Annotated in this window: 13 protein-coding genes; 1 reads left to right on the forward strand and 12 read right to left on the reverse strand. The window is 45.6% G+C overall.

All coding sequences use genetic code 11. The annotated features are described in order from the left end of the window. Nucleotides 1-47 precede the first annotated feature (47 nt). The 12 genes from porU to hisH all read right to left on the reverse strand — a co-directional run bounded on the left by porU (nucleotide 48) and on the right by hisH (nucleotide 10012). Nucleotides 48-3410 carry a type IX secretion system sortase PorU gene (gene porU / locus DYADSP32_RS15900; protein WP_414617819.1) on the reverse strand — a complete coding sequence of 1121 codons (3363 nt, stop codon included), beginning with the start codon at nucleotides 3408-3410 and terminating at the stop codon, nucleotides 48-50. A 13-nt stretch (nucleotides 3411-3423) separates the two neighbouring features. Then, nucleotides 3424-4029 (reverse strand): hypothetical protein, encoded by a 606-nt coding sequence (locus DYADSP32_RS15905; protein WP_414617820.1) that lies wholly within the window; start codon nucleotides 4027-4029, stop codon nucleotides 3424-3426. A gap of 224 nt (nucleotides 4030-4253) precedes the next feature. Then, nucleotides 4254-4595 (reverse strand): hypothetical protein, encoded by a 342-nt coding sequence (locus DYADSP32_RS15910; RefSeq protein ID WP_414617821.1) that lies wholly within the window; start codon nucleotides 4593-4595, stop codon nucleotides 4254-4256. Further along, complete coding sequence (locus DYADSP32_RS15915) at nucleotides 4585-5361, reverse strand: geranylgeranylglyceryl/heptaprenylglyceryl phosphate synthase (protein WP_149241818.1); 777 nt, start codon at nucleotides 5359-5361, stop codon at nucleotides 4585-4587. The genes DYADSP32_RS15910 and DYADSP32_RS15915 overlap by 11 nt, the downstream gene beginning before the upstream one ends. Beyond that, nucleotides 5333-5764 (reverse strand): hypothetical protein, encoded by a 432-nt coding sequence (locus tag DYADSP32_RS15920; RefSeq protein ID WP_149241817.1) that lies wholly within the window; start codon nucleotides 5762-5764, stop codon nucleotides 5333-5335. The genes DYADSP32_RS15915 and DYADSP32_RS15920 overlap by 29 nt, the downstream gene beginning before the upstream one ends. An 88-nt stretch (nucleotides 5765-5852) precedes the next feature. Beyond that, nucleotides 5853-6191 carry a phage holin family protein gene (locus tag DYADSP32_RS15925; RefSeq protein WP_149241816.1) on the reverse strand — a complete coding sequence of 113 codons (339 nt, stop codon included), beginning with the start codon at nucleotides 6189-6191 and terminating at the stop codon, nucleotides 5853-5855. A 60-nt stretch (nucleotides 6192-6251) separates the two neighbouring features. Next, complete coding sequence (locus DYADSP32_RS15930; RefSeq protein WP_149241815.1) at nucleotides 6252-6587, reverse strand: phage holin family protein; 336 nt, start codon at nucleotides 6585-6587, stop codon at nucleotides 6252-6254. 12 nt (nucleotides 6588-6599) lie between these two features. Then, complete coding sequence (gene hisIE / locus DYADSP32_RS15935; protein WP_149241814.1) at nucleotides 6600-7229, reverse strand: bifunctional phosphoribosyl-AMP cyclohydrolase/phosphoribosyl-ATP diphosphatase HisIE; 630 nt, start codon at nucleotides 7227-7229, stop codon at nucleotides 6600-6602. Between the two features lie 134 nt (nucleotides 7230-7363). Further along, nucleotides 7364-8137 (reverse strand): imidazole glycerol phosphate synthase subunit HisF, encoded by a 774-nt coding sequence (hisF, locus tag DYADSP32_RS15940; RefSeq protein ID WP_149241813.1) that lies wholly within the window; start codon nucleotides 8135-8137, stop codon nucleotides 7364-7366. A 6-nt stretch (nucleotides 8138-8143) separates the two neighbouring features. Then, on the reverse strand, nucleotides 8144-8599 hold the full coding sequence (locus DYADSP32_RS15945; protein ID WP_149241812.1) for a GNAT family N-acetyltransferase: 456 nt from the start codon (nucleotides 8597-8599) through the stop codon (nucleotides 8144-8146). Next, on the reverse strand, nucleotides 8586-9317 hold the full coding sequence (gene hisA, locus DYADSP32_RS15950; protein WP_149241811.1) for a 1-(5-phosphoribosyl)-5-[(5-phosphoribosylamino)methylideneamino]imidazole-4-carboxamide isomerase: 732 nt from the start codon (nucleotides 9315-9317) through the stop codon (nucleotides 8586-8588). The genes DYADSP32_RS15945 and hisA overlap by 14 nt, the downstream gene beginning before the upstream one ends. A gap of 101 nt (nucleotides 9318-9418) precedes the next feature. Next, nucleotides 9419-10012, reverse strand: coding sequence for an imidazole glycerol phosphate synthase subunit HisH (gene hisH / locus DYADSP32_RS15955; protein ID WP_149241810.1), 594 nt, complete (start codon nucleotides 10010-10012; stop codon nucleotides 9419-9421). Between the two features lie 487 nt (nucleotides 10013-10499). Between hisH and DYADSP32_RS15960 the strand changes: the two genes are divergently transcribed. Beyond that, nucleotides 10500-11975 carry a M14 family zinc carboxypeptidase gene (locus DYADSP32_RS15960; protein ID WP_149241809.1) on the forward strand — a complete coding sequence of 492 codons (1476 nt, stop codon included), beginning with the start codon at nucleotides 10500-10502 and terminating at the stop codon, nucleotides 11973-11975. Nucleotides 11976-12045: the final 70 nt, after the last annotated feature.

Here is a 12045-nt window from a genome sequence, read left to right on the forward strand (position 1 = left end):
GACGAAAGATATTTATTAATAAAAAAAAACAAAACATTTCTCCATTCTTAGGGCATGCGCAACAATTTCCCGGTTCGCCTGGCGACTGAATTGTCCTTCATGGACCGGATTTGCAAGGAATACAGATAGCTGTAAGCCGAAAAATTCAATGAATCCAAGTGCAAAGATGGGATTGTTTCCCTGATAATCGGCTCACTATTATAATATTGCCATTGTAAGGATAAAAGTTGCTGCCCCGTTTTAAGAAACACCTGCAATTCAACCTCTATGTCCTCATTACCTCTGTTATGGTTTACTTCAAATGAAAATTCCTTATCAAACGGATTAGGATACACTTTATAACTGGTCATTTGTATCCCGGTTCCAAAGTCTACTTGAAATCCGAACGCTATTTCTGATGAGTTATTATGTGTGTCCCACACTTTTATACGAATAGTATAATTCCCCGATGGCAAGTTTTCAAACGGGTAGCGGATCGTACCGCCATTGTACTGATCTGTATCGGCAACGTAATAATCGTTCAGAGCGACAGTCAGCGTGTCATTGATGGTCATTCGGATATCGTGTCCAATGCCGGTACGGGAAATATTGATGCCATTTTCGTCAGCTAACCGAAGAAACAACAACGACGAAGCCGGAACCACATCTCCATTACGAAATGACGGGGTATGGATATATCCACTGATTTCAGGCGGTTTTCGATCCTCCTGCACGTCAACACCTCCACCAATTACCACATTCAGCTGCCCCGAGGCACCGGAAAGGCTGTCCTGTCTCACGGCATATACGGACACCCTACCAATGCCCATACGATAGTTAATATCTTTTGGCATCACAAACTGACAATTAAAAACGCCATTTCTAACCGTTACCAACCCCTCAAACAATTTACTCCTAAACTCGCTGTATGTTGTAGGCGTACCCTGATTGTCTCCCAGTGTTTTAAAGCTGCTCTGTTTATCGTAGATGGTTACAGTGGCCGTACCGTTGAAATCTATGTCGGGTTGCCCTTCGGTACCAAAAATGGCACCTTTAAGCAAAACCTTCTGAAGTGCCCGCAGGGTATCGGGAGTTTCAAGCCAGCCTATACGCTGTTGCCCGCGACCCAGGCGCATGGAAGGGTCTCCCAATAAGGTGAAGTTACGGTTGAGGCTTCCCGTCAGGCTTTTATTCTTGGTCATCTTGAGAATATCTCCAAGCCTCGCCGAAGAACCCAAAGCGACCATAGCCTGATAAAAGGCCTGGTTAATGACAAAGTTCGTGCTGGAAAACACCGGACGGGTAGTACCCAGAGCACCTACAGCGCCTCCCCTGGGACTCAGTACCATCAGCTCACCGCCTGATACCAAACCGGGGTCGTCAAACCTCCCAAAATCACAAGTGGCTGTCAGCAACAAGGGCAGATTATTATACCCTCGTGCCGACTGCATCTCCCCCATCGTCAACACCTGCTCTTCTGCCCAACCCGATGTTCCGCCATGGCCTGTATAATTAAGTACGAGCGTACCGTCCGAAATGCAGGATTGAATGGCTTTGTTAACAGACGGAACCTTTTGTCCGTACTCGGTGGTGGTTTGTGGAAAAGCATCCAGGAATATACGTGACGAAAGAAATTCCTCCTGAACCTGGGTCGCGAGCAGATCTGCATGTTTCTGATGTATCCCTCCATCGCCATCATCCGCCACAAAATGAATGGTGTTTCTCCATTTGCCCAGGGATGTTGAAGAATCATAGTTGATCAGCTTATCCACTACAACCCGAGCCTCGGAGGCGGATTTAACAGGTAGCCTCCCAATGCCTATCTGAAGGAGATGATCTCCGCTATTGCTTTCAACCCAGTCGCCATCGGCTTCTCCCATCATTCCAAAGTAATCGTCTGAGGAGTAGGTATACACGGGAATTAACGATTCCCGGCTTTCATATACCGGAACCCATACGTTCTTTTGTAATTGGGATTGATTTTGAAGCTTATTGCGATAATCGTAGGTAGCATCTCCAAGTAGCAACACATATTTCAATTTCTCAGGGTATGTAAGATACATGTGCCGGATGTAGTCACGCAAGGCCGTAACATCGGTCATACCTGAAGCAAACTCGTTGTAAACCTGATCGGTAGTCACCACTGACACGTCCAGTTTATCATGGCTTCTTCTGTAAGCTGCCAGTCGCTCAGCTTCCCCAAGCATTTCGCGGGAGGAGATAATCAGAAGGTCGGAGGGTTCTGCCTGCCGGATGTTCTGGTTTTGGAGTTTTTGCCAGGAAGCCGGCTTGAATGCATGGGCATCGTCAAAACCAACAAACTGCCGAAAAAGCTTCCCGGAATTTTCAGAAAAAATGCCATCGTTTCCAACAACGGCAAGTTTGGCCCGGTGCGGTTCTGTGATGTTCCACCACCGCCAGCCAGCCGAAATATCTTTTAACTGATAAGTAACAGCGTCCGCGGCCCCGGGAAGAAAGCGGTATATCTGTTGCATGCCTGCCACCGGACGAAGTTCCCGCTTAACCTGTAAAGCGATGAAGTTCAGGTAGGCCTGGGCGGATGACTGTCCGCTTTTATCATAATTGACCCGCATAGTTACCGCCCCGGTCCCCTGCGCGCTTAATTTGAACACGTCGTCGGTACGCACACCTTTGCTGTCGTACACGCCATAAAGATCGTATTGGTTTTTCACCACGGTTCCCATTTTCGACTCTCCCGCGTTTTGTCCATTCACCTGCCACAGCATACGGGTGGGAACCTGAGCGGCGGCGATTGCCGAAGTAAAAAGCGTCATTTCTGAGGAAGGGACCAATCCGGGAAAATTGGCCTGAATTTCAAAGCCCGACGAATTCCCCAAATATTCTCCCCACCATTCCCGGCCGGAACGGAGAAGGTTAACCGTTTCACTTTCATGAAACCAGTAATCGTCAAATTGCGTGGTAAGGTTTCCACTCGTTTGTGGCAGGCTTTCCTGATTCGTCACCCGCAGTCCCTTGTTGTCTCCAATAGAAAGAAAGTAATAACTGGTGTCTGAATAAGTGTGAATCTGGTGGGTAAGACTTTTTTTCAGCGAGTCATAGCGCACTGTTGCAGGACCTTCTGCATAAAAAAAGATGACATCACTGGCGTCAAAACGACCGTCCGCTTCGCCTTTGACCTGGATAGCATTCTGAATCAGATCCTGAGGTCTTGGCAAATTATTTCTCTGAGGAAGTAGCCGGCCACCATTACCGTATATCTGAATCCGATCGGGGTTCAGACCGGAAATATCGATGCCCATTTCCCCAAGCAGCTTGCTATCGATTTGGTAAATCCCGCTCTTGGTCACCGCAAGCTTGTACCAGTTACCGGTGGCCAGTACGGAGGACTCCTGCGCAAAGACCGATCCGGAAACAAGAAGCATGGCCCAATAGCAAAGTATTGTTCTCAAAAACCTCCATTCTTTAACATACCTCAACCAGTGCATGGGCAGGAATTGTATATCGGCGCTGCGAAACTTTATCGGTACAGAGTACCCTGGTACGTCGCAAAGTGCCTCTTGTAAAGAGCCTGTTTTGAAAAACGAAGCTTGTGCCTTCTATAAGGTGTAATAATGCAACTTTATTCAATTGAAACGACTGATCATCATATTTTTTTAAAGCATTGTAGAGCACATGATCCGCACCGGTGGACGCTTTTGGGTTTATTGCGTACCGCAAGAGAGGCTGTAGAATATCTGCCGGGAATATCTCCTCGTTCATGACCGGATGCAACAATCTGGTAAACTCCCGCTTCCATTCCAAACCATGAGGGGCAACCTTCTTCCTGCGAAGACCCCCAAACTGCCTGTAAACCGAGCAATGCGCCACTTCATGAATGTAAGTGATCAGGAAATTATAGGGATTAAGATTCACATTGACGGTGATTCGTGGCGTAAATCCCGGTTTCGTAGTAAAATCTCCCAGACGGCTGCGTCGAGGGCGGGAAAGGTAAAAATCGAATTTATACTGCCGGTGAAGCTCCCGGCAATACGCATAAGCCAGATGGGGAACATGAGGTTCAAAGGACATTTTATTTTCCATACGCTTTCTGGCACCACTTTAAATTGCTATCAGACCTGTACGTTACGCTAATCTGTTGACCTCACCTCCTTATTTTCTAGTCAGAAATCTGCATCGATTCCAGGCAGCTATTTGCGGCTATCCAAAATGACCCATTGATTATCTACACCCTGCACAAAAAAAAGAAAAGCCCTATAAATAAGGCTTTTCCAAAATCGTCAACCTGAGTTGAATTATTTTGTAGTTGTATCAGCAGCAGTAGTGTCAGTTGCCAATGAATCAACAGCAAGTGTATCAACCGCAGGGGTTTCAACAACAACAGATGAATCAGCAGCACCTTCTTCAGCAGGCTTGCTAGTACAAGAAGCGAAAGCTACCATCCCGGCAACAAACGCAAGTGCAAATATTTTTTTCATTCTTTGGGTGTAATTAAGGTTCGATGCAAAGGTAATATGATAAATATCAATTATCCCAACGTTTTGGATTGTATTTTTCCAAGAACTTAAAATTTCCTTAGAAAATATCGAAAGTTCTTTGTTTTGTTCAATTCTATGCGGAAATTTTCTAATACGCATTTTCCAATGTTGCATTGTATGCTTTCACACAAGCTGCGATTTCAGGTAAAAGTCCTGGATTTTGCTCAATCCCATTACCTACCACGATGACATCTGCCCCCGCTTCCATGGCATTATGTGCTTTTTCAAAGGAATTGATCCCACCGCCAACGATGATCGGTGTATCTACGGAAGAACGTACTGCTCTGATGGTGTCGGCGGGAACTGGGTACAGTGCGCCACTGCCGGCGTCCAGAAATATGTTCCGAAGGCCTAAGAGCTCACCTGCCATAGCGGTGCAAGCTGCAATAGAGGGCTTATCCCTGGGGATGGGCATGGTATTGCTGATGTAGGAAACGGTTGTTTGCCTCCCGCTTTCTATCAACATATACCCTGTTGGCAGCACTTCAATACCACTTTTCCGAAGTAGTGGTGCAGCGATCACATGCTGTCCGATCAGCAGGTCAGGATTCCGGCCCGAAATCAGGGACAGCAATAGAATACCATCCGCAGAAGGATCAATATGAAGGCTGCTACCGGGAAACAAAATCGCCGGAATCCGGGTATGTTCATGGATGGCAGCTACGAGTGCATCAATGGCGTAATGGGTAATCAAACTCCCACCTACAAAGAAGAAATCAACATGCTGACTTTCAGCTTGTTTTAAAAACTCGGGAAAAGTACCAAGGTCAACTTTATCGGGATCCAGGAGAATAGCAAATGATTTCCTTTTTGCCGCTTTCCGACTCAAAAGAACATCAGCTATTTTGTGATTTGATATTTTCATCCGGTTTTCGATCATCTGCAATATAATTCTGTAGCTTTTTACGTGCCCAGCCTATTGCCATAGTCCAGGCCAGGCTCTTCACTGCGTCTCCAACTGCAAAACTACTTTTCTTTTTATAAACTTTTTGTTTTACAACGGGTTTTTCGGGCTCGTCAGGTATTTCCTTTGGTCCTTTTTTATTTAAAAACAGCGCGTTTGTAACCAAGTAGCTGGCAGCAATCACCCCGGAGATGATCAGAGCCTGCTTTCCATATTCCGACGCATTGGTTTTTAAACCATCCCATTGTGATTCCAGTTTATCGCGATAAAGGCCGGCCTCTCTGAGTAGATCCTCCTTTTCTTCAACAGTATCTGAGGAAAAGGGTTTGGACAATTTAACAGAAGAATCGATGTGAGAACTCATACAATACCTTTTTTAAATCCGTTTGAGAAGAATCTTCATAAATTTCTTAAAAACAAATGTCATCAGGCCAACCCGGGCCATTCGTGTATCAATCCTCTTTGCTCTTCATCAGTCGAACAATCACAGCACGGATCACACTGATCCACTTTTCCCGGAAGACAATCCACAAAACCAATTTCAGGACGAAGACACCCAACAGGATTACATACCCAAGATAATCACTATTCAGCCATTTATTAAGGAATGTACCAAGCAAGATGACTATCAGAATGAAAACAACCAGAGCGATACTGAGTGCCAGTGACGCATATATGGCCATAATAACGGCTCGCTCAATACGGTCCCTGGTCTCAATTTTAAACAGATCGATACGCGTTTCGAAATATTTAAAAAGGGTGTCTTTTATGTCTTCAAGTTGACTGAGCATAATTTGTCATTTTCGATTCATATTGATCTGCTTAACACTCCACACGAAGTGTTAAAACCCTCAATCCAAAAACATACCAAGGATACCGGAAACAACCGAAACTACCAGGCTAAAAAGCAAAGCAGCTATCAGGTCACTGACCACAAACCCATCCACCATTTTAGACGCCAGATAAATGATCAGTGCATTGACAATAAAGTAAAAAAGGCCTAAGGTTAATATCGTGATTGGTAAGGCAAGGATTTGCAGTATTGGTTTTAAAAATGTATTCAAAATACCCAGTACAATGGCGACAACAATGGCTGTAGTTAAGCTGGCCACATGGATCCCAGGAATAAGGTGGCCCGCCACAAGGATAGCCAAGGTACTGATTACAAGACGGATAAGTAAATTCATTGCGAATGGGTTTTAATGGTGACGGCTACGAAGTACGCCAATTACGTCGTCTAAGTCAATATTTTTCTGCTCCAAAAGTACGAGCAGGTGAAATAACAAATCCGACACCTCATTTTTGAAAAGATTATCGTCATTGTCTTTAGCTTCGATAACAACTTCCACAGCTTCTTCACCGACTTTCTGAGCGATTTTATTGATCCCTCTGTTGAATAAACTACTTGTGTAGGAGTCCGATACAGGGTTAAGTTTTCTTTCCCGAATGATCTGCTTTTGTAAATAATTGAGAAAGGCGGCCTCCCCGATACGGGTATCCTGGTCATTTTTTTCCCCAAAACAAGTATCGTCGCCCGTATGACATGTGGGGCCGGCCGGAGACGCCTTAATCAGAATCGTATCACCATCACAGTCCACGAGTATATCCTTCACATAAAGATAATTATCCGAAGTTTCGCCCTTGGTCCACAGGCGCTGTTTGCTTCTGCTGAAAAAAGTGACTTTGCCTTCCTGTTGCGTCTTTTGCAACGCGTCGGCGTTCATATAGCCGAGCATCAAAACGACACCCGTCGTGTCATCCTGCAATATGGCGGGTATCAACCCGTCGGCAGATTTTGTAAAGTCAATGGTTGAAATACTTCGGTTCATCGGTAGAATATGCATTGAGATAAACAGCGGATTTGTCTTCTCCACCTAAATTAATTCTTATGAGCCAGCAGATTAACAATCTTATTTTGCCTGGCTTGTCTTATTTTATCAAAGGTATCCGGTTTTGATCAATATCAGATGGTCATTCGCATGGGAAGTTCCCGCGACCTGAGATATTGCTTCAAATCCGGAATATCAATTTCCCGAAAGTGAAAAATGCTGGCAGCCAGGCCGGCATCCGCCTTTCCGGTTGTGAATACATCGTAGAAGTGCTCCATGGTACCGGCACCGCCCGAGGCTATTACCGGAATATTGGCTTGGCCTGAGACAGTTGCGGTAAGTTCCAGAGCAAAGCCATTTTTGGTGCCGTCGGTATCCATGGAAGTGAGCAGAATTTCACCAGCCCCTCTGTCTTCCACTTCCCTGGCCCAGGGAATAGTGCGCAGCTCGGTGGGTTTTCGCCCCCCATGGGTATGCACGATATGCTCCGTGCCGGAATCCACTGTAATGTATCGCGTATCAATGGCCACCACAATACACTGACTTCCAAACTCGAGGGACAACTCATTGATCAGGTCGGGATTGCGAACCGCCGCTGAATTGATCGACACTTTGTCGGCCCCGGCATGAAGTAGAGCCGAGACGTCGGCAATCGAAGAAATCCCCCCTCCCACCGTAAACGGAATGTTGATGCTGTGCGCAACTCTCCGCACCAGTTCGATAAAAGTGGACCGCCCGTCGACGGTAGCTGTGATATCCAGATACACGAGCTCGTCGGCCCCATGCGCAGCATACATGGCACCCAGCTCAACGGCATCACCAGCATCCCTGAGATTTACAAAATTGACACCTTTTACCGTTCGGCCATCTTTTACATCCAGGCAAGGGATAATTCTCTTCGTTAACATAAAATTCTATTTCCTTTCTGTTTCGAGGTAAATATCGGGCTTGCTAATTTGCATAAATATAGTCGGATCCTCCAGTGGGATAAATCCTTGTTGCACATACAACCCGTGTGCATCCTTTGTGGCAAGCATCCATCGCCTCAAGCCCTGAAGAAATGGCGTTTGCAAGATTGTTTGCACCAGCCATTTGGACAAACCCCTCCCTCGCTCCTCTTCGACAATGAATACATCGGCCAGGTAGGCAAAGGTCGTACGATCTGAAATTACCCGTGCGTAACCCACTTGCGTATTTCCATGATAAACACCGAAGGTGACAGAATTTTCCGCGGCACGTTTCACAATGTCGGGAGAGATACCGGGTGACCAGTAACTTCTGGACAAAAATCCGTGGATCACACCAAAATCCAGCAAAGCCTTATTGGTGCTGATCAGATATTCTCCCCGGATCACATCATAGATTTCCATCAAAAAAGCGCGTTAATTCAGCCAGCTTAATTCTGCCCTCGTAGATTGCCTTCCCAATGATTACCCCATAAATGTTCATTTCAGCGAGCTTTTCCACATCCTCAATGCCGCTGACACCACCGCTGGCGATAATCTGAAGATCGGGACACTTATCCTGAATATTTTTATAGAGATCAAAAGAAGGGCCCTGTAACAAGCCATCCTTGGCTACATCTGTACTAATTGCATATTTGATCCCTTTCTCCACGTACTTTTCTACAAAATCATACACCCAAAGCTCAGTACCTTCCTCCCATCCGCTCACGGCCACTTTTTCATTTTTGGCATCCGCTCCCAGTATGATCCTGTCACCACCGAAAACTTCGAGCCAATGTTCAAAAAGTGCTGGCTGCTTCACGGCAACACTTCCACCCGTCACTTGTTTTGCTCCGCTTTCAAACACAATATTGATGTCGTCCTCCGACTGCACCCCTCCGCCAAAATCGATATGCAGGGAAGTTTTGGATGCTATTTTTTCCAAAACCTTCCAATTGATTACCTTTTTTGCTTTCGCCCCATCCAGGTCCACCAGGTGCAGACGCTTCAATCCGGCGTCCTCAAACTCCAAAGCAACCTCGAGCGGATTTTCATTGTATATGGTTTTTTTGCCATAGTCGCCCTGCGTAAGCCGGACACACTTTCCATCGATCATGTCTATGGCGGGAATAATTTGGATCATGTTACTTTTAGTTGACAACTGACAGAGGACAATTGATAATGATTAAGGTAAATTTGTAAAAGGGTAGATGGTCAGCCCGTTCCTTCGGACCAACCTGGTCTTCAGAAACCAATTGCTAAAAAATTCTCAATAATACGCTGTCCTACATTACCACTGATCTCGCAGTGAAACTGGGCGGCATAAAAATTGTCCTTCTGCAACATGGCACTGAAAGGTTGAATATAGTTGCATTGCGCCACCGTAAACTCGCAAACAGGTGCTGCATAACTATGGACAAAATACACATAGGCATTGTCTTCAACGTTTTTGGTCAGCGGAGTCCTGTATTCCGAAATATCATTCCAGCCCATGTGCGGAACTTTAAAACCGGGCGTAGCCGGAAATCGCCTCACATCTACATCAAAAATCCCCATGCAGTTGGTATTGCCTTCCTCAGAAAACCTGCACATCAACTGCATGCCTATGCATGTGCCGAATACCGGCTGTTTTAGGGAAGGAATGAGCTTATCTAATCCCTTTTCACGCAAATAGGCCATGGTGGTACTGGCTTCCCCCACCCCTGGAAAAATCACCTTGTCCGCTGACCTGATTTCCTCTTCGTCATCGGTGTAGGTATAGCCGACCCCAATCCGGTCCAGGGCGTACATGACCGACTGGACATTGCCTGCATTGTATTTAATGATTACAGTTTTCATTTTGTCTATGACAATAAATAGCCGGAATGAATGGTGGCGAACGTTGAACCCACGAACAAAAAAGCCCGATTCTTTTCGGAATCGGGCCTCTGGGATACTATGTATTCAACCTTATTACAACACTACTTGCAAAAACACATCACCCAAGACGTCCGAAAGCCCGTTGGCTTTGATGTAAACGATGATATGTTTCAACTATTAACATGATGCAAATTTAACAAAACTTTGGGAACGATGACAACCTGTTCGACAAATAAATGTTAAAATTTTCTCAATTTTTTTTGATTGAAAAAATCGGCATTCCAATTGCCATAGGGTAAGGTCTATTTCCAGCTGAACGGCATGGCAGGCAAGGTCTCTCATTTTTCTGCTTTACGGTTGGATACTTTTTCTCCAAAACCATTCTTTTGTACCTTGCAAAGTATTCTGGCACCTACCGTACCCCGTGCAGTGGTTGTTGAAGAAGAACCAATTCAAATCCGGGCTTATGAATACTGTTTTTTTACCACTCATTTTTCTTGCGATCACCTTGTCTACCATACAATCCGTAGCCCAAACCAACGAACTGGCCAACCGTCTTTTCGATATTCATCAGCAATATAGAGAAACACTGCTCACACAGCGGCGTTTCAAGCAAAAAGACATTCTTCCACTCATTGCCAGGCGTAAAGAGAATAAACTGTACACGATTACGTCTGTGGGCAGTTCATTTGAGGGACGGGACATTCAAATGCTGAAAGTGGGTACAGGGCCAAAAAAAATTCTACTCTGGACGCAAATGCATGGCGATGAACCCACCGCCACCATGGCCACCTTCGACATCCTGAATTTTCTGGAGGGCACACAGGATGGCTTGGATGACTTCAGAAATGATATAATGAAAAACACAACGCTTTACTTTGTACCCATGCTCAACCCTGATGGGGCAGAGCGGTACCAGCGACGCAATGCACAGGAAATAGATATCAACCGGGACGCACTTGCTTTGCAGGCCCCGGAATCCGTCATCCTGAAAAATTTGCAACAAACCTTACAGCCCGAATTCGGATTTAACCTGCATGACAAGAACCCGCGTTATTCGGTAGGAAACACAGCCAAGCTTGCCACCGTGTCCTTTTTAGCAACCGCTTATGATCAGGAAAAGAATGTAAACAGCGTAAGGGAAAAGTCCATGCAGGTGATCGCCGTGATGAACCGGGCGCTGCAGAATTTCATTCCGGGACAGGTTGGAAAATGGAATGAGGATTTTGAACCCAGGGCATTCGGAGATAATATTCAAAAATGGGGAACGACGCTGATCCTGATCGAATCGGGAGGGTACGCAGGCGATCCGGAGAAACAATTTATCCGTAAACTTAACTTCATCGCCATCCTTACTGGCCTGGGCTCGATTGCAAATAACACTTTTGTAAACGAAGGCCGCGAGGAGTACCGCGCACTAAAAGAAAACAGCCGGTACATTTACGACCTGCTCATTAAAAATGTGACCGCAGAAAGGGATGGAAAAAAATACAAAACCGATGTCGGAATCAATCGCTATGAAGTGAACCAGCATGATGCCCATTCATTTTTCTACAAAAGTATCATTGAAGAATATGGAGATCTGTCCATTTTTTCGGGAACGGAGGAATTGGATGCCGCAGGTATGGAAATTGAAGCCGGCAAGGTGCATCCGGTAAAATACAAGGACCTGACATTTTTTAATCAGGAGAAAGCCTGGTCGCTTCTAAAAGAAGGCTATACATATATTCTGCTCGATGCAAAGGTACCCGGCACAGAACCCATCCAGGTGCCACTGCACATCCTCAATAAAAAATCCCCCCCCTCCGGCACACCGGCTCTTGACGATGCCGCAACTTTTGTTCTAAAAAAAGATGGAAGGATAAAGTATGCTGTGGTCAATGGGTTCGTTCACGACCTGGAAAAACCTTTTGTAAGAATAGGCAATGGTCTCATTGAGTAAATCGTCACAATCCCGACCAATCAACTTCATCCCAATTCAATGACAAATTCGTAATAACCAAGTCATAATA

This window comes from Dyadobacter sp. 32 (assembly GCF_902506755.1).
GTDB lineage: Bacteria > Bacteroidota > Bacteroidia > Cytophagales > Spirosomataceae > Dyadobacter.